The sequence below is a fragment of the Anaerostipes sp. PC18 genome, assembly GCF_039789045.1.
GTDB classification, from domain to species: domain Bacteria; phylum Bacillota; class Clostridia; order Lachnospirales; family Lachnospiraceae; genus Anaerostipes; species Anaerostipes hominis.
The window spans coordinates 600,996-621,060 of the sequence record NZ_CP121164.1 but is presented as its reverse complement, the minus strand read 5'-3'; the positions used below and the strand labels follow the sequence as shown (position 1 = coordinate 621,060).

The window sequence follows — 20,065 nt, the reverse complement described above, 5'->3', positions numbered from 1 at the left end:
TTAAAACTGCAATCATCCCAGATTCACAGTGCCCGGATACGGATTGGAGATTTCCTTTTTCTACAATCTTTTTACTCTTTCGGCGATCTCCCGGATACAGTCTTCCGCCTGGAAAAGTGAACCGATCCGGTCAAAAAATCCGTGATCCAGGCCCTCATACAGGATCACCTCCGTATTTATCCCCGCCTCAGTGAGCCGCTTTACAAATTCGTCATTGCATATTTTAAAATAGTCAAATTCTGCCTCAACCATCAGAGTCTTAGGCATTTTCGATAAATCTTCTGCGTAGAGCGGAGACACCTCCCCGTCCATTGTGGAGTATCCATTCTGCACATACAGATCTTCCATGTAATCTGTCAATTCTTTAAAACGGAACAGACGGTTCATAATATAATCCTTCTGCCCCTCATACATGTCATATAAAGAATAGTCCCAGTGATACGGTGTCCTCTCTGCCGGAGTCAGATCAAGGGCTCCATAAATATAAACCGCCAGCTTGATTCTCTCTTTTTGATCCATAAGACAGCAGTTGGCAGCCAGGGTGCCGCCTGCACTCTCTCCCATGACTGCAATCTTATCCTCATCGATCTTCAGTTTCTCCGCATGTTCTGTAATCCAGTCTAAAGTCCCCATCACATCATCTACCGCTCCCGGAAATGGAGTCTCCGGGGCCAGACGGTATTCCGGTGAGATCACCACTGCGTCTGCCTGTTCTGCCAGATACCGGCACTGGTTGCCTTTTGTCTTTACATCCCCGCCAAAAAATGCGCCCCCATGGATAAACAGCACCGCATTCTTTTTCTTTCCGGTGTCCTTTCCCCTGTATATATGGATATTGATCATATGATCTTTTATTTTAATAATCTTAGAGAGCTCCTGGATTTCACTTGTGGTAATATCCTCTCCTTCCCGTTTCATCTCTGTCCGCAGAAGGGCCAGATCCAGATCCTCCGACGGAACCTGGTTTTTCTGATAGAACATGCCGACCCTGGGCTCCCCTTTTGCCATCTCCCTGTCCAGGACTTTCTTCTCAAATGCATGAGGTGTTTTCTCTTCTAACTTTTCTTTAATACAAATCTCCATTTTTCTGCCTTTCTATATCAAAAGAAAAAATCCCAAAGAAGATGCTTCTTTGGGATTTTATGATTATAATTCTACTTTTGCCAGATACTCTGCCACTTCGTCATCTGTGATGAGCACATTGATCAGCCGGCCTTTCAGGACGCTTAAGATCGCATCCTTTTTCTCCATGCCGTAAGCGACGCCGACACGGATCGGTATTTTCTTCAGGTCATCCAGGCTTAAACTGATCAGCCTTCCTTCAAAATCATCTTCGATGAGTTCTCCGTTCTCATTGACAACATGTGAGAGAATCTCTCCTGTTCCGCCCTTTTCCTGCATTCGATCGAACTCTTCCACCGGAATGATCTCTGCATTGATGATAGCCGAATTCTGGCTGATGGTTCCAATTCCCATCACTGCCACATCTGCGGATCTGGCCAGATCCATGACTTCTTTTACACTGTCTTCATTCAGAAAATGTTCTTTTACTTCCGAGGAGGTCACATACTGCGGCGCCAGCAGCTGATAACCGTTGCCGTTGATGATCCTTGCCACTTCATCGATCAGGTAATTAGAATAGGCCAGGCGGTATGCTTTTTCTGCCGTGGGCGGAATATTGGTCGTCGCCATCAGCGGCACTACGTTGACGTCATCCACTTTGAGGAACCTCAGTCTCACGTCCTTGGCCAGACACTCCACCGTCTTCTGCAGGGTCACCCCTCTTGTGAGGGCCAGAGTCATATGGTTCTTCAGCGTTCTCAGTATATAGTCTGACGCATAAAAGGCAATTTCTTCGCTGAGTTCTTCACCATCTTTTACACAGGCGATCACTGCCTCTTTTAAATGAAACTTTTCTTCCAGGATTGTCTCTGTACTTGTCATGGCCCCGTCCGGATAATTGATTTTAATCTGCACGTATCCTTCTTTTCTGGCCTGAGCCAGGGTCCTCGAGATGGTCGTCCTCGAGACATTCAGCTTTTTCCCTATCTCCAGCTGTGACATTCCCTGTTTATAGTGCATTTCTACTACTTTGATGATGAATCTTTCTTCTCTCAATTTGCCCACGCCTTTCTGTTTTCAATCTATATTTCTAGTATACATAACTCCGGGAGGACACGTCAATCGAAAGAATCAGCTCAATTAAATAATAACTCCCAAGCATCCCAATACTAAAGAGACTATTGTAACTCCCAAAGTGGCCGCAAAATAATTTCTTTTTACTTTTGAAAGATATCCCCATACACAGAGCACAACGATCAGCGGAAGCAGTCCCGGTACGATAGAGTCAAAAATGGACTGGAGTGTCGTAGTGTATGCGCTTGTGGCAAATTTAATCGGTGTGGATACTGTCACATAGGTAGAGGCAAGCCCTCCCATCATAAACAGTCCTAAAATACTTGCTCCTGCAATGATCTTGTTGACTAAGCCTGACTTCAGCATATTTTCTGCAAAAGAGTATCCGAAAGTATAGCATTTCTGTGTCAAAAAATATCCGATTCCAAAGCAGATCACGGTCAGCAGTACAATTGGCCCGATGCCGCCCAATGGATTTCCTTTCTTGGCAAGCGGAAGGAATAAACCGATCAGAAGGTACATCAGGGTTGACCATGAAATCGTATCACCGATACCTGCCAGCGGTCCCATTAAACCGGTTTTCAGATTCATAATAACTTCTCCCGGAATCGCTTCGTAATTGCGTGACTTCTTTTCTTCCAGCGCTAAGGTAAGTCCGAGGATCGGTCCTCCACCCCAGTGTGCTTCTGTGTTAAAGAATGTCATATTTCTTTTTAATGCCTCAATATAGCGCGGTTTGTTTTCCTCTCCGGGATAGAACTTTTTCAGTGCCGGCACTAAAGAGGTACAAAAGCTTGGTGCCTGCATTCTCTCGAAGCTGTGGCAGGTCTCTGCGCTGAACCACCAGATCACCCAGGATTTCAGAATATCTTTTTTGCTCAGCAGCTTCTCTGCCGGTTCTTCTTCCTCATCTTCTTCGTCATCATCCTCGTCTGTCTCCCCCTGGAACTCGTTGGATTTAAATGTGATGTAAAGGAATGTCAGGAATCCTCCCACCATCAGCAGGGGAATGGTTCCGATCTTCGTATACTGGATCAGGAAAAAGCCTGCAAAGAAAAACGGAATATATTTTGGTTTTGAAATCAGGTTCGCAATGATGGCAAAACCAACGGCCGGAAGACAGGCTCCCATTGCAGATAAGCCATTTGTCACTGCTGCAGGTATGTTATCCAGCACACCCTGAAGAGCACCGCTTCCGAAATATAACGCGATAGCAACCGGGACACCAAAGCAGATAATTCTTGCGATGGCACAGTATATAACCGACCATCTGGTCATCCCTGCCGCATTGCCCTTTTCTACGAATGTATCGCCTTTCTGGGCAAAAAATCCGGCCATTAAATAGATCAGATTTGTAATCTGTGCTCCCAGAAGTCCAACCGGCACTGCCAAGGCAACTGCTGCTGTAGTGTTCAGCCCGGAAGCCATAGCAACCGGAATTGCTATATAAGCGGCCAGACAAGGATCTGACGGCTGATTTCCGCCCGCTGAGATGACTCCCAGGTAAATCAGCTGCAGTGATGCTCCTATAATCATCGCCTGCGGCATGTCTCCGAGCACGGCTCCGACAACCACCGCGTTAAAAATGACGGTATTGAACATGAAAGCGCCGGCTGTATAAGGAACACAGCATTTTGCTATCCCGCAGAATAAACCAAGCAGAACAGCCTGTAAAATTGTAATCGTCATAGTTTCTCTCCTCCTATGTAAATAAATTAGTGCAGATCAGGAAATGTTTTCTTCATGATCTCCAACGACTCTTTTTTGTCTGTAGGCTGCATCTGGAAATATAACTTCACTCCGGTCTTTTCAATATCCATTAAAGTCTGTGCCTCACTCTCTGACAAACCTACCTGTTTATAAATCTGCTTTCTGTCATTGATGATCGCCATCTGTCCGATGGTTATCTCTTCAAAGGACACCCCTTTTTCCTGGAGTTCGGCGATCTGATTTACATCCCTGAAAAGTACGAACACATTTTTCGTCCCGAACTGATTTTTCTCCCATTCTTCCACTGCTTTGTCCACAGAGAAAATACTTACTTTGATATCCGGCGGCGCTGCAAACTTTAACACGCTTTTCTGCATCTTATCTTTCGCCACATTGTTGTCTATGACCACGATGTGCTGCGCTTTAAAGACATTGACCCACTGCGTTACCACCTGCCCGTGAATTAACCGATCGTCCACTCTTACTGCTAATTTCTTTGCCATACGCTCTCTCCTTTTTTATATTTATGGTTGTTTACTCATCATCGTCATCATTAAGAAATCCTTCCACATCGATTCTGAAGATTCCTTTTTTTCCATTTTCCACAGTGTCCATGCTGAATTCTTTTCCTTTGAGTTCTTCCCTGGACATTACTGCATTGATCAGCATAGGTAAATTCATCCCTGCCGCAACTTCCAGTGCCTTTCCTGTCTCCTGAATGTATCTCATGACCTGGTTGCACGGTGTTCCGCCGAACAAGTCAACCATAATCAGGCTTCCCTCCGGAAATGCTTCAATCATTTCCGCAAAATCTTCTCTGTACTTGTCAATATCATCTCCCGCTTCCAGAGAAAAGGCTGCGATGTTTTCACTGTCTCCGAAAATCATCTGTGCAGTTTCTACCAGTGAGACTGCAAACGGTCCGTGGCTCAGCAAAATGATCCCCGGCAGATCTTTGTTGAGCTTTTCCTGTCTGTAAACCTTCAAAATAATATCCTCCTGTTTTTGTTTTATACACCTTTGTGTTCATACTTTCATATAAGTGTGATTATGTTCTCTGTAGGTTTATTATATCCACCTAAACCCTCTTTGTCAAGACAAAATGCACATATTTTTATTAAAGTGGTTAAAATCACAAAAAGGACTCTGGTACAATTCCAGAGCCCTTCATGCTAACGGCTGACATCTCTTTTTTTCTAAAAATCCAACACGGTCTTCCTCTCACCGCAGCATCTCTCAAAGTCACGGATGAAGTCTTTCACCGTCTGTTCCTCAGGAATCTCTTTCCCTCCGTCAGTATCAAATGTCACCTTATGATTTCAGGTCAGGATCACTTTCAGGCAGGAAGAACCGATGCCCGGGCTGCCGGTTCAGATGTTCATACGCTGTCTCATCTCCCTGCTTTGCCTTCTCCACATATGAACAAAGATTTTTACAGAAGTTTTCGTCCCTCATCCCTCCTTATCCTTTCGCCTTGGTTCATTCTCACAATAAATAGTTTATTTAGAAATACAAGAGGTACTCATTGTAATGTCAACTTTTTTGAACATTGCGACCCCGGCCTTTCTATGGTAAACTCTAAGTAAAATAATCTTCCGTACATAATTGCGGGGAATGGAATACAACAAGGAGGATCTCATGAAAGCCTTATTTATCATCAATCCCTCTTCGGGGAAACAAAATGTTGAAGCTACACTGCAGGAAATCATGTCGACTTTGATCTTAAAACAAATCACTCCACACATTGATGTTTTTTATACAAAGAAAAAAGATGATGCAAAGCACCGGGCGGCAGCCTTAAAGCCCGGAGAATACGACTATGTTGTCTCTGTGGGTGGTGACGGTACCTTAAACGAAGTGTCCAACGGACTAGTGGTCAGCCAGAGTAATATCCCCCTGGCTATCATCTCCGCAGGAACTGTCAATGACTTTGCCACTTATATGAACCTGCCTCAGACAGCCAAAGAGTTCTGTGGTATGATAAAGAATTTCCAGACAAAAAAAGTGGATATCGGTAAGGTCAACGATGAATATTTTATCAATGTCCTGGCCGGCGGCCTGCTCACCGATATTGCTTATAAAGTTCCGAAAGACAAAAAAGCAGTCCTCGGGAAGATGGCATATTACCTGGAAGGCATCAAAGAACTGCCGAAGCAGTTTTCCAAAAATATGGTATTAAAGTACACCAGCAGCGAATTTTCAGAAACCACGGAGACCATGGTCTTTTTAGTAGCCAACTCAAAAAGTGTGGGAGGTTTCCCGACCGCCGCACCGCTGGCTTCTGTATCAGACGGCTATCTGGACGTCTTGATCCTCAAAAAGATCGAATTTTTAACGACTCCTGATCTGATAGTAAAATGGCTCCAGGGCAGCCACCAAAATCACCCGTCCATCGAGTATTTTCAGACGAAAGAGATCTTTATCGAACAGGCATCCACAGACAGTGAGATCGCCATTGACTATGACGGTGAGATCCTGAGCGAGGGACTCCCGGTAAAGATTTCTATCGTTCCGGAGGCATTAAATATTCTTGTGCAGAGACAAGATCCCCAGTAATCCCATATATAAAAACATATTGCTTGATGAGCCGGCCCCCAAAAGTCAGATCAAAAATCTAACGGTTGGGGGCAGTTTTTTTATTATATATTATTTGACTTAGTCAAATATATGGAGGTAATCATTAATGACCGAATCTTTTGCCTTTTATGTGTCAGTTCTCCGTAAACAATTTACGCAGTATTGTACGGAAAAACTTGCAGAGATCAATGTAACTTACGGACAGCTGTTCATTCTTATTTTTGTCGGCAAGAAAGAAACATGTTCGCCCAAAGAAATATCCCTTGCCTTGAAGCTGGATGCGGGCCATCTGACCAGAACACTTTCAAAACTCTGAACAATATGAAAAGATGAAAAAGAACGGAATTGAATTCCCTTTTGCTGAACACGAAAATACGGTCTGCAATGATAAAATCAGGGATCTGAAACCCTCAGAAAGCATGTTTTCCCCTGTGCTGAAATTCACTTTATTTGAACGCTTTTCAGAAGAATATTTAGAAGTTTCTGAAATTATGAAAGTAAACGGAAAGAGAACTTTTCGATATGACAGCCCTATCGTTTACAAAAGTGTTGAACGGATTTAAAATAATGCCGGAAAAATCTTTATAAAAGGCTTTTCCGGCATTGAAAATTTTTTAATAACTGATCTTGGTTGATCCCAGATCTTCATCTCCATAAGAGGCATAAATTTTATTGTTCTCGGTATATACTTTCAGCTCAGCAGAATCCTGGTCCTTGGTCAGCAGCACAGAAAAGTCACTTAAGCTGCCGCCCAGCGGAAGCTGGTACGGAGAAAGTTTACATGCCATCTGAGTGACCGGATTTTCCCGGCTCTCTGAAAGGTCGCAGTTTAATCCCGCAAAAGGTGCCACGGATTTATAATTCTTAAAACCATAATCAAACAGTTTGATCGTATCCCTGTACAATTCATATCCGTTTCCCCGCAGGATCACGGAGATCAGTTCCGTATCCCCGCGCTTTGCAAAAGTTACGAGAGTACCGCCGGCTCTTGTCGTATAACCGGTCTTTCCGCCCTCCACGCCTTTGTATAAGAACATCGTCTGTTTTACCATCTTGTGGTGATTCCATAACTCTCTGCCCTTTTTCTCCTTGTTGGTTCCGGACATAAAATAATGAGAAGAACATGCGATCTTGCGGAACATCGGATTTTGAAGAGCCGCTTTCGTGATCAACGCCATATCCCTCGCCGTCACATAATGCTTATCATTGTGAAGGCCGTTGGGATTCATAAAATGAGACCCTTTGCAGCCGATTTCTTTCGCTTTTTTATTCATCAGGCCCGCAAATTTTTCGATGCTTCCGCTTGTATGCTCCGCGACACCATTGCAGGCTTCATTTGCGGATTCCAGCATGATCCCGTACAGGACGTCGATGAGCGGAATCTCCTCGCCGGTCTTAATGCCGATGTGAGTGCTTCCAGGCTCAATGCTGTTTACAGCATGTCTGGAGAATTTGACTGTGGAGTACAGATCATCATTGTTCTCTATCGCCACCAAAGTCGTCAGGATCTTGGTGATGCTGGCCGGATAGCTTTTCTTGTCAATGTTTTTTGCATAGAGGATCTTCCCGGTCTTGGCATCCATCAATATTCCGCAGACTCCGTTGATCGACGGCTTCTCTGCATTTGTGTCTTCCTTTGTGGCAAGTCCTCTCTCTGCCGCCTTTGCCGGCACGGTCCCTGCTGTCACCAGTACAGTTGCTGTAAGCATTACCAGTAATCGTTTTACATATTTCTTCATATGTTTTTCCTCATAATTCTTATTTGAAATTAATTGTCATAATGTATAGCTGGCGGTCTGTATAATAAGTCACTTCCATCTTTTTTGCCCCGAATCCGGGCACTCTTTTCAGCAGATCAAAAATCTTTCTGTCGGTGATCAGTTGCCGGCAGGCCTTCTCATATTCTTTCCGGCTGCCCATCTGAAAACTGATCTGCCCCTGATTTTTCTGTTCACAGAGCTGGTTATAGATCTTCCCCAATTCAAACTGCCTGTAGTAATGATTCTGCCTCACATAATAATTGTTCTTCTTTGAACTGCATTTGGGCACCTTGAGTCCCTGATCCAGAGTGTGTCCCCTCAGAAGTTCCTCCTCAGTCATCCCGAAAAACCCCTTGGACATCTTCTGATTATTGCTTCCCCAGGTGGGGTCCACATAACAGTCGGTTCCTTCGATCTGTACCAGATTCCACGCATGATTCTGTCCGTTGGCCCTTCCGTACACCATCCGGCACGGGATGCCCATCTTCTGGTAAATATACTGAAGACTCTTGGCATATCCTGTACAGACAGTCTCTTCATTGACCATGCCGCTGATCAGGTTTTGATTATATCTGCTGCCCTCCCGGTAGGAGATCCTCCTGGTCAGATGCTCATAAACAGTATAGACCTTCTCATATTCCGTCTCTTTTTTGTCTGCATAGGAAAGATACACGGCAAGATTTTTCTTCAATTTCTTATCGTACTGTCTGGTCTGCTTTTCCGTAAAAATATAATGGGGCAGGAACACGACGTTTTTCTTCGTTCCCGATGTCTTCCATTTGATATTTCCGGTAAAATCGAACCAGAACAGTTCAGGGCAGTCGGATTCCATCTGCTTTAAAATATCCTCCATCCGCTTTGTAGTAACCTGCTCAATCTCGATCTCCTTTTTTCTGTTGAAAATCCCATAGTACATGAGGCTGTAAACCCTTTTGCCCTCTTTTGAAAGGCTCTGGTAACCGTACTTGGTCTCAAACAGGTCTTTGTGGGTCTTTTTTACCTCTGTGACAATCTTCTTTTGTTCCTTCTGGTGGATGCGGCTCTGGATCGATGACACCATATTCGGCAGCATAAAGACCAGTACCAGCAGAAGGATTGATGCAAATGCTTTCAGAACTTTTTTCATAGGCAGCTCCTACCCGATCAGCCCCAGGCGTTTCAGTCCCAGTGCCAGGCCGTCCCGGTCTGCAGGCTCCGTTTTGTATTCGGCCTGTTCCAGCAGTTCAGGGACTGCATTTCCCATGGCAACCCCGTATTGTACATAATTTAACATCTCAATGTCATTGGCGCTGTCTCCAAATGCATAGCTGTCTTTCCGGCCGATCCCAAAATGATCCAGCACCATCCTGATGCCGGTGGCTTTATTGACCCCTGAAGGGATAAACTCTACGGAATTCACTTCTTTATGTATGATACCGCTCATAGTTCCCCCGGTCATCTCCTCCACATATTCCTTCTGCGCAAAGTCCATGTGATGGTATGTCCATTTGTTCACTGCCTCTGCCTGGGACAGCGGATATATATAAGGGGTCGTGGTCTCTCTCAGCCTTTCCACCACTTTCAGATAAAAACCGTCCTGATTTTCCGGGTCATAATAGCTCCCTTTCACGCCTTCTAAAACGATCCCGATCCCATGTTTTTGTCCGTAATCAATGACCTTTCGCAGGTTCTCACCGGAAACCTGATCATTGCACAGCTCTCTGCCTTCACAGATCACATGGGCTCCTGCCGCCGCGATCATGCCGTGAAAACCCAGTTCCATATAGGATTCCGGTACCATGCCGTAAGCTCTTCCGGTACAGAGCATCACTTTACACCCTTTGTCTATCAGCTCAGCCACGGCCCTCTGAGCAGACTCCGGAATACCGATCCCGTCACAGTACAAAGTGCCGTCAATGTCTAAAAATACAATTTTATTCATGCTTCGCTCCTATATATTCTCAATCTGCCAGTCCACCGGCTCAATGCCGTGTTCTTTCAGAAACTCGTTGGTCCTGCTGAAATGACGGCATCCGAAAAACCCTCTGGACGCAGAAAAAGGACTCGGGTGAGGGGCTTCAAGTACCAGATGCTTCGGATTGGTAAGCATCCATTTTTTATTCTGGGCATTCCGTCCCCACAGAAGATAGACGATCGGACGGTCCTGCTCATTTAATATGCGGATCGCGGCGTCCGTAAACTCTTCCCATCCGATATCCTTGTGGGAATTGGCCTTGTGCGCCTGGACGGTCAGTACCGTATTTAACAGCAGAACTCCCTGTTCGGCCCATTTGGTCAGATATCCGTTGTTTGGTATGTAGCAGCCCAGATCCTCGTGCAGTTCCTGGTAAATGTTGACCAGGGACGGCGGCGTCTGTACTCCCGGCTTCACAGAAAAAGACAGCCCGTGGGCCTGTCCTACATTGTGGTATGGGTCCTGGCCTAAGATCACCACCTTTACCTTGCTCAAAGGCGTCAGGTGGAACGCGTTAAAAATATCATCCGCCGGCGGAAAGATGTTCTTTTGTGCGTACTCAGCCGTCACTGTCTGATACAGCTTTTTATAATACGGCTTTTTGTATTCTTCTTTCAGATGCTCAGCCCAGTCATTTGTAATCGGTGGCATACTCTGTTCTCCAATCTGTTGCTTAAATTTCTATATAATATACGTGTGTATTATAAACTATCAGGCCCTGTTTTGCAAACTTGAGAAATGCGCAGATTCCTTTTTCTTTGGCACATCTTGTGATAAAATAATCTTGACAAAGGAGGATTGTCGCATATGAAAACTTCAAAAATTGAAAATCCCCACTCTCTGTCCGTCTCTATCGTATTCGACGGACTCATGGTGGGGATAGTTGCCGGCTGTATTGCCGTCATCTACCGTATTTTATTAAATCACGCGGAATCTCTGTTGTTCCGCATTATAGACTTTACAAAAGGAAATGCCTTCTATATCGCAGGCTGGTTTGCCGTCCTGGTAGTCCTCGGCCTGATCGTAGGCAGACTGGTCAGCTGGGATGAAATGTGCTCCGGAAGCGGTATCCCCCAGGTACAGGGGGAGATGAAAGGATACATAAGCCAGAACTGGATCAGCGTACTGATCACAAAGATCACAGGCGGCACACTCTCGATCCTTGGCGGTCTGTCTCTTGGACGTGAAGGCCCCTCTGTCCAACTGGGCGCCATGGCCGCCAAAGGGCTTGCAAAGATCACACGAAAGAGCAAGACAAAGGAAAGGATCATGGAAGTGTGCGGTTCCGGCGCGGGTCTGGCCGCTGCTTTTAACGCACCTCTGGCAGGCATTATGTTTGCTCTGGAAGAAATTCAGAAGAACTTTAACAGTTCCATGCTGGTCTGTGTCACTGCCGGTGCCCTGACCTCGGATTTTATTTCTAAAAATGTATTCGGATTATCTCCGGTGTTTGAATTCAGGCTGAAGTCGGCCCTTCCGCTTAAATATTACGGCCTGCTGATCCTGCTGGGGATCATCCTTGGTGCTGCCGGGGCCATATATAACCGTGTCATGCTGAAAGGACAGGATGTTTACAAAAAACTCTCCTTCCTGAAACCGGAGTACAGGACCGTAATCCCGTTCCTCGTATCGGGTGTGCTGTGCTACTGCCTTCCTTCTGTACTCGCAGGAGGCCATGCCATGATCGAACGCCTGGAGACCGGACATCTTTTGATCGGAACTATGGTGCTTCTGCTCCTTGTCAAGTTTCTGTTTTCGGCTGTCAGCTTTGGCTCCGGAGCACCGGGAGGCATCTTCTTCCCTCTCCTGATACTTGGCGCATACATCGGTTCTATTTATGGAACCTCTGTCACAGGACTTACAGGCATCAGTCAGGATTACATCATTAACTTTATTATCCTTGCTATGGCCGGATTTTTCACTGCCATCGTCAGAGCCCCGATCACCGGCGTCATTCTGATTGCGGAAATGACAGGTACTTTTGAACATTTTCTTTCCCTGGCCGTTGTATCACTGACTGCCTATGTGATTGCCCATCTTCTGAAAAGTGAGCCAATCTACGAAAGTCTTCTGGGCCGCATCCTTGCAAAGAAGGGATTAAAAACAACGGATGCCGCAGAGGGAAAAGTGCTCTCAAGCTTTGTTGCCGGAACAACCTGTCTTGCTGTGGGAAAAAAAATCAAAGATGTGGCCTGGCCGGAACACTGCCTGATCGTCACCATCAGCCGGGGCAAAGAAGAGATTATCGCCAAAGGAAGCACTGTGGTACACTCCGGCGATACGTTAGTTGTCCTGGTTGATGAAGACTACCTGGGAATGGTAACTGAAAGCTTCCAGCTTATCTGCGGGGAGATTACGGCGGGATAACCCCCGCAGCTAGATACGCTTACCCCGTTTGGTCGACAGGGTAGGCATTTTTTATATTTATAATAGAGGGGGATTAAGCCGCCAGGTTGTGTATCCACCTTTTGGAAATGGATGCCTGCCAGAAAGGATAAACTTATGAAATACAAACAAGTTTTTCAGATGCTTGACAGCATCCCTTACCTTTCTGTCGGTCCTGATGTCGGTTCTGACTTTACCTGGATGTCGATCGCTCTTTTGAACGTAGCTTTTATCGGGAAACCTTTCAAGAGCATTGTGAACGCTACACGGCAGCACACCTTTCTGCCTCTGAAAAGGCGGCATAGTCATTTGGAAATCTGCGTTTATGGATTGAAAAGGAGAATCAATGACTAATACGAGATATAATCTGCAATACCTTCCGCAAGTCAAAACCGTGATAACAACTTTATTACTGCAATTCCTCACTCTTTTAAAAACACCTGAAATGTCTGTTATTTTTTCTCTCCCCAATCATCAGCACAGGCAATATATAGATCGCCGACATAAAGATCCCTCGCATGATAAAGATCATATCGTGCATATGGCTTTCCATGTTTTCCAGATAATAATTCGGGAACATTCCCGCCAGCACGCTGGTCTCGTCGAGCATCAGCACAGAGGATATGACCGCTTCCAGCAGGAGGAACAAAAGGCTCATCCCCAGTCCCAATCCCCCGCTTTTAAAGGAAAAACACAGGAGCCCAAAGACCGCTGCATAGACACTCATCAACAGGAATTCAAAGAGCAGTTCGGAGATGAACATCCACACATCCGGTTTTCCCAGCCCAAAGTTAAGCGTCAGCCCTATGACATAGAGGGCCGTCTGAAACAGCAGAAGTCTTGCCATCGTATTTTCTACTTTTATGTATCTCCAGAAGAATGAGGACAGCTCCCTCCGCCTCATCACATCTGCCGTATAGACGGCCACGCACAGTTCCAGTACACCCGAGGACATGGAGGTGAGATGGACCGCGTTGATCCCTTTTGGCAGAAAACCGTAGAGGGCTTCCAGACTCAGCTGGTATCCCTTCGGAGACGGCCCGGTGCTCAGGTAAGAGAGCACTGCCATGTCCATGACTGCATAGCAGGAAAGAGCCGTGACACAGGCCACGATGATCTTTCCGCTGTGATATTTAAAATCCCTCCCCTCTGAATAGACTTTAAAACAGGCCACAAGAATACCGGCCAATGCCGCACACGGAGCTGCGATGGAAAAATTAATCTCCTGAAGGAAAAGAGATACGAACTCATCTTCCATCATCATTTTGACTGCAGTGTAGACAAGGTATCCGGAGCAGATATCATTTAAGACTGGAAACTCTTCCATCCACTCTGCGATGGTTCCGCTGAACCACAAAAGCAGCGGCACACAAAATGCCAGACCGCCGAAGATCAGCAGAAATTCTCTCATATGCAGACCGCCGCCGTCCGCAGACACGACCCCGAGTATAGCCAGTACGTTGTCAAAACTCATGCTCACATCTACTGCCACAATGGAAATGATGGCAAACCAAAAGTTATCCTTCTGTTCTGTCTGTTCACGCTTTTCACTTCCCGTTCCGCTTTCCTTCATCATCGTGAAAGTGACATACAAAAGCATCACACCTCCCAGTATCCTGATGTGAAGCCATGGAATCCTGAACAAAAATCCGATGATCCCCACAAAGATCATCTTAAGAAGGATAGACAGCCAGACGCCCAGATCTCTGGCCGCTTTGGCACGGCGCTTTGAAAGCCCCCTGGTTGCCATGGCGATGACGCCAATATTGTCCAGAGACACGACAAGGTTGATAAAAATAATCTGAAGAAGCGTACCCAAAAGGCCTTCCCCCTGTACAAACTTTATTATTTACCATATATATGCAGAAAGCCGCACATTCATTTCTGAATGTACGGCTTTTTTAACAGTTAATCCCTTACCTTGATGTGTGTTTCCCTGAGCTGAAGCTCCGATACTTCTCCCGGCGCACCGCACATCAAATCCTGTGCAGTTCCGCTCATAGGGAAGGCGATCACTTCGCGGATGTTTTCTTCATTTCTGAGGAGCATGATCATTCGGTCGACTCCCGGGGCCATTCCAGCATGAGGAGGCGCACCGAACTGGAATGCATTATATAACGCTCCGAATTTTTCTTTTAATGCCTCTTCATCATATCCTGCGATCTCAAATGCCTTAACCATGACATCCAGATCATGGTTTCTCACCGCACCGGAAGAAAGTTCCACTCCATTGCAGACGATATCGTACTGGTATGCGAGAATATCCAGAGGATCTTTTTCATTCAGCGCTTCAAGTCCTCCCTGAGGCATAGAGAATGGATTATGTGTAAAGGTCACCTGCCCTGTCTCCTCGTCTGTCTCATACATCGGAAAATCGTTGATGTAACAAAAACGGTACGCATTTTTCTCACAGAGATCCAGGCGGGCGGCAAGTTCGTCCCTGATCTGTCCCGCAAACTGACAGGCAAGTTTTTCACTTGCTGCGATAAAGAAGATTACGTCCCCTGCCTCAAGATGTGCCTTCTTTGCAAGCTCACTCTTCATATCTTCCGGAATAAATTTGTCGATCGGTCCCTTGTAGGACATATCTTCTTTTACTTCCAGGTATCCGAGTCCTGCCATGCCGATGGACTGTGCAAATTTAAGGAGCTTTTCATGGAATCCTTTTGAGAGATTTGCGTGGACTTTCACGGCCCTCACTGTCTTGTCGTGGAACGGCTTGAAAGTACATCTCTGGAAAAAGTCTGTCACGTCCACGATCCTGAGAGGATTCCTTAAATCCGGTTTGTCCGTTCCAAATTCCAGCATCGCCTGCTTATAACTGATAACCGGGAATGGCGTGTCTGTCACAACGGACCCTTCCGGTGCAAATTTCTTAAAGGTCTCTGCCAGCACTTCCTCACCGATTTTAAAGACATCTTCCTGTGTGGCAAAACTCATCTCAAAGTCCAGCTGGTAAAATTCTCCCGGAGAACGGTCGGCGCGGGCATCTTCATCTCTGAAACAAGGCGCAACCTGATAGTATTTGTCGATGCCGGATACCATCAGCAGCTGTTTGTACTGCTGCGGAGCCTGAGGGAGTGCATAAAACTTCCCTTTATATTTTCTGGACGGAACAATATAGTCCCTTGCCCCTTCCGGTGAAGATGCGCAGAGGATCGGTGTCTGGATCTCCATAAATCCAAGATCATTCATCTTTCTTCTCAGGAAACTGATGACTTCGGAGCGGAATTTGATATTGTCCTTTACTTTGCGGTTTCTCAAATCTAAATACCGGTATTTTAAACGGACATCCTCTCGGATCTCTTTGGACCCTGAAACTTCAAACGGAAGGTCGGTATATACCTTTCCGAGCACTGTAATCTTATGGGCTTCCAGTTCGATCGTTCCCGTGGGAATCTTCGGATTATAAGTCTCCTCGTCCCTGTGCTCAATGATCCCTTCGATGGAAAGGCATTCTTCTTTTCTCACTTCATTTAAAAGACTTCCGTCTCTTAACACGACCTGCATAACGCCATACATATCTCTTAAATCAATAAATGACACTCCGCCGTGGTCACGGATATTTTCCACCCACCCGGCGATCTTTAACTGGGACCCGATATCGCTCTCAGAAATCTTATCCATAGTCTTGCTGCGGTACATATCTGACATTTTTTTCTCCTTTTTCTTTCATCATGTTAGACTTTTTTGTAATAAAAAAAGTCGTCTATCCTAAAAAATCATTCAGGACGGACAACTGTACAAGTTCCGCGGTACCACCTGATTTGCTGCTTTTACAGCCTCTCTGGTATGCTGAATAACGCACAGCCTGCGACGCACCTACTGATCCTATGGACGTTCAGATTGCAGCTCCTGAGTGTTCTTCACATGGATTCACTCTGCAGGGTTCCCACTGTCTCCTGCTCACTGTAAGCGATAATCTATGCTACTTTTCTCAATCTACGCTTTTTGGATCATTATAGTTCAGTTTTGTCTGTCTTGTCAATTTATTTTTCTCTTTTTCTTTATTTCCTCTCTTGAGATTGACTGATTTACACAAAAAATACTATATAGTAAATTGGCCTGACAGGAATATACATATGAATACTAATAATTTTACTTCGGAAACGAGCATTTATATCATAGATGATCATTACAGGATCGTGCATTTCAACAGGGAGCTTCAGCAGGTCTTTCCAAAAGGGCAATAAAAACCTGTTTTATAATCTCACGAATCTCTCTGCCTATAATGAATTATTTGAACTGAATCTCACAAAAGATTCCTTCAAAGTTTTATTCCATCTTTCTGACAAATATATTATTCCCCCAGAAGAGGGATCTTTATCCACTTTGATGACCCAAGTTGTTGCCCGTCAGTTAGTCCATCCCGATGATGCCGCGGATTATCCTGACTTCTGGAATCTGGATACGATTATGGAACGACCCAGCAATGCCTCTCCGTCTCCATTTCTTTTAGGCCAGTTCCGGAAAGCATTTTCCTGCTTCGGACAAGAGAAGGGAGAATAGAATTCAGAATTTAAGGCTTCTGTCAAAATACGTCTTCCTCAGGAAGAAACAATCTCTATATCTCTGGATATCAGTCCATCTGATATTCTGCTGACATCTTTCCCCGTTCATACATCTCAATCTTATAATCCAGACGTTCCAGAGTCTCCTGCATATCCTGCATTTTCCGGACCAGACGTTTTCTCTGTTCCATGAGAATTGTTTTCCGTGCGTCAATGGTCTCATCTCCCCGGCGAAACAGCTCCACATATTCAATCAGTGCCTCGATCTGCACCCCGGCTTTCCGCATGCACTTCATCAATTCCACCCACTGGCAGGATGCCTGGTCATAATCCCGAATGCCGTTCGGCTTCCTCGGGACAGCCGGTATCAGTCCGATCCTCTCATAATATCTCAGCGTATCTGCAGTTATGTCATACTTTTTACTTACTTCTGCGATGGTCAAAATACTTTCCTCCATTCATTCCAAAGTCCTGGAAAATGACAGCGGGAGCTCCAGCCCATTGTCTTCCAGAAGTGTTTGATCCCTTAATATTTCCTCCGTGGGTCCGTCTGCCGCAAGTCTTCCGTCTGCGATCAGGATTGTCCTCTCACACGTATCATAGATGAAATCCAGGTCATGGGACGCAATGATCTTAGTCCCGGAAAGTCCGTTCAGGACATGGATCAGGCTGCGCCTGTTTTTGGGGTCCAGAGCCGCCGACGGCTCATCCATAAGGATCACCTCCGGCTCCATGGACAGGATCGATGCGATGGATGCCCTTTTTTTCTCTCCTCCGGACAGCCGGTAGATGTGCCTGTCTTTCATCTGCTCCATATGAACACTCTCCAGTGCTCTCAGCGTCCTCTCTCTTGTTTCCTCCTCAGAGAGTCCGTAATTGCGTGGAGCAAATGCCACGTCTTCATACACAGTAGACATAAACAGCTGGCTGTCTGAATCCTGAAACACATATCCCGTCTTCTTCCGAATATCTGCCAGGGACGCTTTCTCTGCCCGGATTCCTCCGATTCTTAGCTCTCCTTCATAGTCTGTCAGAAGCCCTACCATGAGTTTGAGCAGTGTAGACTTCCCCGCTCCGTTGGCCCCGATCAGTCCGATGCTCTCTCCATCTTCAGCAGTAAAATTTAAACCGGAAAGCACATTTTTTCTGCTTGATGAGGCTCTTTTTTCATAGGAAAAGGTGAGGCCGTTTACTTCAATTTTGTTCATACTTCCTCCGTATTCTATTCTAACAGACTTCCGGCAAGTTTAAAAACAGAAACATACCGCAGCAAAACAACGATACCCAGCCAGCCTGCCAGGTACACTGCACTTCTTCTGTCCATTTTCTGCTTCTTTGACAGACGGAAACTTCCGTCAAATCCCCGGAGCAGCATGCTCTCATAGACCGTCTGGGCCCGGTCGATACTTCTTAGCATCAGCTGTCCCAGTAAGGTTCCCCATGCCCGGTAATGGATTCCCTTCTGATCCGGCGCTCTCATGGAGTACGCCTGGGAGATCCGTTCGGCTTCTTTCAGCAGCACGATCACATACCGATAGATCAGAAGCACCATGGTCACCATAATCTTCGGCACATGCAGGAGACGCAGAGCATAACAAATGCTCTCCATAGACGTTGTCAGGATCAGCAGGTAAGATGCCAGCACCGCAAATGCTCCTTTGAGCATCAGTGTGGCCATGGAGATCATGCCGCCGGTTACCGGTAAAGGCCCGGCCCGGAAGAGTACGGCCCGGTCAAAAAACGGATTGGCAATCCCCACTGCACAGACGAGCAGAAGAACCGGCTTTAATTTTCTTATACTTCTGACCGCAGAGATGCCTCCTGCCCGCATAGTTACTGCGGGATACAGGATCATGCCGAAGATTCCGCCCGGTTCATAGACAGGAAATGACATGGTAAAAGTGATATACCAGACGGTGACGAGAAGCTTGCTCAGAGGATGAATCCTGTTGATCCGCCCCTCTCTTGAAGCCATGGCATCCAGATGGTGTATTTCATGAATTGCCTCATTGATTCTGCTCATGACGTCCTTTCTTTCTAAACAGGCCGAACAGATAACAAACGGCTATACATAATACGATGACTGCCAGTCCGCCGAAGATGCCGGACAGAGAAGTTCCAAGCATCGTCTCCCGGTCCGGGATAGAATAATCCGGCAGAAGGGAGGTCAGACTCTGGATCCTCCCCGCCGCAGCGTGAACCGGACCGGACGCCGCAAGCTCCGCGGACCCTGTTATTTTTTGTATGGACCATTCCAGCCCGTCCGGGTTTGCAGATGCCGCCAGAGATAATGCTCCTCCGATCAGTATAAATGCTCCTGTGAGCGCAAGCAGCACTTTTCGGAAAGAGAGCTTCGGCTTCTTTGCGCCTGCCGCAGATTTCCCGGAGTCCCCGGTCCAGATAAGCTCCGGCCTGGCCTCGTACAAGAAACAGAGCACTGCAGCGGTGATAAGCCCTTCCACCAGTCCGATGACCAGATGGATCGGCTGCATGGCAGCCGCAAATACTGCAAACGGCAGCTCGGTAATGCCCGAAGCAAGAGTCTCTGCTGTCACGGAAAGTGCTCCCAGCTGTAAGGTAAGGATACATCCGATGACGGATGCATATGTAATCTTCTTTTTATCCGGTCCGTTTTTCATGATCCGCCTCCAGAGAAGCCCGGCTCCTATAAAACAGCCATAAAACGCCATGTTCCAAATGTTGCATCCAAGTGCGAGAAGTCCCCCGTCCGCAAAAAGAAGGCACTGGATCAGCAGTACCCCGATCATGGTCAGGAAACCTGCAAATGGTCCCAGTACTGCCGACACGAGCATGCCTCCGCACAGGTGCCCGGAAGAACCGGTGCCAGGGATCGTAAAATTGATCATCTGCCCTGCGAACACAAAGGCTCCCATGACCCCCATCAGCGGAACTTTTTTCGGGTCATCTTCCTCCTGTACTTTTTTTACCGCCCATCCTGCTGCCGCCGCAGAACAGGCATACATGGTGCCTGCCACCGCAGGGGCCACAAGCGCATCTGCCATATGCATATC

At 46.4% G+C, this 20,065-nt stretch carries 19 protein-coding genes, 2 pseudogenes and 1 other annotated feature; of the genes and pseudogenes, 6 read left to right on the top strand and 15 right to left on the bottom strand.

The window, feature by feature from the left end; translation table 11 throughout:
• Positions 1 to 60 precede the first annotated feature (60 nt).
• The 5 genes from P8F77_RS03450 to P8F77_RS03430 form a co-directional block, all read right to left on the bottom strand.
• Positions 61 to 1,083 (bottom strand): alpha/beta hydrolase, encoded by a 1,023-nt coding sequence (locus tag P8F77_RS03450; protein WP_024728535.1) that lies wholly within the window; start codon positions 1,081 to 1,083, stop codon positions 61 to 63.
• A gap of 63 nt (positions 1,084 to 1,146) precedes the next feature.
• Positions 1,147 to 2,127 carry a sugar-binding domain-containing protein gene (locus tag P8F77_RS03445; RefSeq protein WP_186992512.1) on the bottom strand — a complete coding sequence of 327 codons (981 nt, stop codon included), beginning with the start codon at positions 2,125 to 2,127 and terminating at the stop codon, positions 1,147 to 1,149.
• 75 nt (positions 2,128 to 2,202) lie between these two features.
• Positions 2,203 to 3,825 carry a PTS system mannose/fructose/sorbose family transporter subunit IID gene (locus P8F77_RS03440; protein ID WP_287519533.1) on the bottom strand — a complete coding sequence of 541 codons (1,623 nt, stop codon included), beginning with the start codon at positions 3,823 to 3,825 and terminating at the stop codon, positions 2,203 to 2,205.
• A gap of 26 nt (positions 3,826 to 3,851) precedes the next feature.
• Positions 3,852 to 4,349 carry a PTS sugar transporter subunit IIB gene (locus P8F77_RS03435; protein WP_287519531.1) on the bottom strand — a complete coding sequence of 166 codons (498 nt, stop codon included), beginning with the start codon at positions 4,347 to 4,349 and terminating at the stop codon, positions 3,852 to 3,854.
• A gap of 31 nt (positions 4,350 to 4,380) precedes the next feature.
• On the bottom strand, positions 4,381 to 4,833 hold the full coding sequence (locus P8F77_RS03430; RefSeq protein ID WP_024728539.1) for a PTS sugar transporter subunit IIA: 453 nt from the start codon (positions 4,831 to 4,833) through the stop codon (positions 4,381 to 4,383).
• Positions 4,834 to 5,484: 651 nt separating this feature from the next.
• Between P8F77_RS03430 and P8F77_RS03425 the strand changes: the two genes are divergently transcribed.
• From P8F77_RS03425 to P8F77_RS03415, 3 genes and pseudogenes are all read left to right on the top strand, one after another.
• Positions 5,485 to 6,402, top strand: coding sequence for a diacylglycerol kinase family protein (locus P8F77_RS03425; RefSeq protein ID WP_024728540.1), 918 nt, complete (start codon positions 5,485 to 5,487; stop codon positions 6,400 to 6,402).
• 127 nt (positions 6,403 to 6,529) lie between these two features.
• Positions 6,530 to 6,739 (top strand): hypothetical protein, encoded by a 210-nt coding sequence (locus P8F77_RS03420; protein WP_024728541.1) that lies wholly within the window; start codon positions 6,530 to 6,532, stop codon positions 6,737 to 6,739.
• Positions 6,726 to 6,986: pseudogene (locus P8F77_RS03415) on the top strand (hypothetical protein); the annotation flags it as partial. The gene P8F77_RS03420 and the pseudogene P8F77_RS03415, both read left to right, overlap by 14 nt.
• 51 nt (positions 6,987 to 7,037) lie before the next feature.
• Here P8F77_RS03415 and P8F77_RS03410 read toward each other — a convergent pair.
• The 4 genes from P8F77_RS03410 to ung are packed head-to-tail and all read right to left on the bottom strand — an operon-like array spanning position 7,038 to position 10,788.
• On the bottom strand, positions 7,038 to 8,162 hold the full coding sequence (locus P8F77_RS03410) for a D-alanyl-D-alanine carboxypeptidase family protein (RefSeq protein ID WP_024728543.1): 1,125 nt from the start codon (positions 8,160 to 8,162) through the stop codon (positions 7,038 to 7,040).
• Positions 8,163 to 8,181: 19 nt separating this feature from the next.
• Positions 8,182 to 9,309, bottom strand: coding sequence for a transglutaminase domain-containing protein (locus P8F77_RS03405; protein WP_270432362.1), 1,128 nt, complete (start codon positions 9,307 to 9,309; stop codon positions 8,182 to 8,184).
• 9 nt (positions 9,310 to 9,318) lie between these two features.
• Positions 9,319 to 10,104 carry a Cof-type HAD-IIB family hydrolase gene (locus tag P8F77_RS03400; protein ID WP_024728545.1) on the bottom strand — a complete coding sequence of 262 codons (786 nt, stop codon included), beginning with the start codon at positions 10,102 to 10,104 and terminating at the stop codon, positions 9,319 to 9,321.
• Between the two features lie 9 nt (positions 10,105 to 10,113).
• Complete coding sequence (gene ung, locus P8F77_RS03395) at positions 10,114 to 10,788, bottom strand: uracil-DNA glycosylase (protein WP_270432360.1); 675 nt, start codon at positions 10,786 to 10,788, stop codon at positions 10,114 to 10,116.
• A gap of 156 nt (positions 10,789 to 10,944) precedes the next feature.
• Between ung and P8F77_RS03390 the strand changes: the two genes are divergently transcribed.
• On the top strand, positions 10,945 to 12,504 hold the full coding sequence (locus P8F77_RS03390) for a ClC family H(+)/Cl(-) exchange transporter (protein ID WP_270432357.1): 1,560 nt from the start codon (positions 10,945 to 10,947) through the stop codon (positions 12,502 to 12,504).
• 135 nt (positions 12,505 to 12,639) lie between these two features.
• Positions 12,640 to 12,771: pseudogene (locus P8F77_RS03385) on the top strand (IS110 family transposase); the annotation flags it as partial.
• Positions 12,772 to 12,952: 181 nt separating this feature from the next.
• Here the strand turns inward: P8F77_RS03385 and P8F77_RS03380 are convergent.
• Together P8F77_RS03380 and aspS are read right to left on the bottom strand one after the other, a co-directional pair.
• Positions 12,953 to 14,341 carry a YjbE family putative metal transport protein gene (locus tag P8F77_RS03380; RefSeq protein WP_024728549.1) on the bottom strand — a complete coding sequence of 463 codons (1,389 nt, stop codon included), beginning with the start codon at positions 14,339 to 14,341 and terminating at the stop codon, positions 12,953 to 12,955.
• An 89-nt stretch (positions 14,342 to 14,430) separates the two neighbouring features.
• Entirely contained in the window at positions 14,431 to 16,176 is a 1,746-nt protein-coding gene (gene aspS / locus P8F77_RS03375) for an aspartate--tRNA ligase (protein WP_024728550.1), read from the bottom strand.
• Between the two features lie 70 nt (positions 16,177 to 16,246).
• Positions 16,247 to 16,476: a binding site (T-box leader), on the bottom strand.
• A gap of 174 nt (positions 16,477 to 16,650) precedes the next feature.
• On the opposite strand from aspS, the gene P8F77_RS03370 reads away from it, so the two are divergent.
• Positions 16,651 to 17,031: a hypothetical protein gene (locus P8F77_RS03370; protein WP_024728551.1), complete on the top strand. Its 381-nt coding sequence runs from the start codon at positions 16,651 to 16,653 to the stop codon at positions 17,029 to 17,031.
• A 70-nt stretch (positions 17,032 to 17,101) separates the two neighbouring features.
• Here P8F77_RS03370 and P8F77_RS03365 read toward each other — a convergent pair whose 3' ends face one another.
• Genes P8F77_RS03365 through P8F77_RS03350 form a run of 4 tightly spaced genes read right to left on the bottom strand, consistent with a single transcriptional unit; the run spans position 17,102 to position 20,062 of the window.
• Entirely contained in the window at positions 17,102 to 17,476 is a 375-nt protein-coding gene (locus P8F77_RS03365) for a MerR family transcriptional regulator (protein ID WP_024728552.1), read from the bottom strand.
• 15 nt (positions 17,477 to 17,491) lie between these two features.
• Positions 17,492 to 18,241: an ABC transporter ATP-binding protein gene (locus P8F77_RS03360; protein WP_024728553.1), complete on the bottom strand. Its 750-nt coding sequence runs from the start codon at positions 18,239 to 18,241 to the stop codon at positions 17,492 to 17,494.
• A gap of 14 nt (positions 18,242 to 18,255) precedes the next feature.
• Positions 18,256 to 19,056, bottom strand: a complete 801-nt coding sequence (cbiQ, locus tag P8F77_RS03355) for a cobalt ECF transporter T component CbiQ (RefSeq protein ID WP_287519523.1) — start codon at positions 19,054 to 19,056, stop codon at positions 18,256 to 18,258.
• Positions 19,040 to 20,062 carry an energy-coupling factor ABC transporter permease gene (locus P8F77_RS03350; RefSeq protein WP_024728555.1) on the bottom strand — a complete coding sequence of 341 codons (1,023 nt, stop codon included), beginning with the start codon at positions 20,060 to 20,062 and terminating at the stop codon, positions 19,040 to 19,042. The genes cbiQ and P8F77_RS03350 overlap by 17 nt, the downstream gene beginning before the upstream one ends.
• Positions 20,063 to 20,065 lie beyond the last annotated feature (3 nt).

What these genes read in the sequence shown, in the direction of transcription:
- P8F77_RS03390 (WP_270432357.1), top strand. Translation starts at nt 10,945, where the DNA reads ATGAAAACTTCAAAAATTGAAAATCCCCACTCTCTGTCCGTCTCTATC.
- P8F77_RS03350 (WP_024728555.1), bottom strand. Translation starts at nt 20,062, where the DNA reads ATGCATATGGCAGATGCGCTTGTGGCCCCTGCGGTGGCAGGCACCATG.
- P8F77_RS03425 (WP_024728540.1), top strand. Translation starts at nt 5,485, where the DNA reads ATGAAAGCCTTATTTATCATCAATCCCTCTTCGGGGAAACAAAATGTT.
- P8F77_RS03420 (WP_024728541.1), top strand. Translation starts at nt 6,530, where the DNA reads ATGACCGAATCTTTTGCCTTTTATGTGTCAGTTCTCCGTAAACAATTT.
- P8F77_RS03450 (WP_024728535.1), bottom strand. Translation starts at nt 1,083, where the DNA reads ATGGAGATTTGTATTAAAGAAAAGTTAGAAGAGAAAACACCTCATGCA.
- P8F77_RS03405 (WP_270432362.1), bottom strand. Translation starts at nt 9,309, where the DNA reads ATGAAAAAAGTTCTGAAAGCATTTGCATCAATCCTTCTGCTGGTACTG.
- P8F77_RS03435 (WP_287519531.1), bottom strand. Translation starts at nt 4,349, where the DNA reads ATGGCAAAGAAATTAGCAGTAAGAGTGGACGATCGGTTAATTCACGGG.
- cbiQ (WP_287519523.1), bottom strand. Translation starts at nt 19,056, where the DNA reads ATGAGCAGAATCAATGAGGCAATTCATGAAATACACCATCTGGATGCC.
- aspS (WP_024728550.1), bottom strand. Translation starts at nt 16,176, where the DNA reads ATGTCAGATATGTACCGCAGCAAGACTATGGATAAGATTTCTGAGAGC.
- P8F77_RS03440 (WP_287519533.1), bottom strand. Translation starts at nt 3,825, where the DNA reads ATGACGATTACAATTTTACAGGCTGTTCTGCTTGGTTTATTCTGCGGG.
- P8F77_RS03400 (WP_024728545.1), bottom strand. Translation starts at nt 10,104, where the DNA reads ATGAATAAAATTGTATTTTTAGACATTGACGGCACTTTGTACTGTGAC.
- P8F77_RS03360 (WP_024728553.1), bottom strand. Translation starts at nt 18,241, where the DNA reads ATGAACAAAATTGAAGTAAACGGCCTCACCTTTTCCTATGAAAAAAGA.
- P8F77_RS03410 (WP_024728543.1), bottom strand. Translation starts at nt 8,162, where the DNA reads ATGAAGAAATATGTAAAACGATTACTGGTAATGCTTACAGCAACTGTA.
- ung (WP_270432360.1), bottom strand. Translation starts at nt 10,788, where the DNA reads ATGCCACCGATTACAAATGACTGGGCTGAGCATCTGAAAGAAGAATAC.
- P8F77_RS03370 (WP_024728551.1), top strand. Translation starts at nt 16,651, where the DNA reads ATGATCATTACAGGATCGTGCATTTCAACAGGGAGCTTCAGCAGGTCT.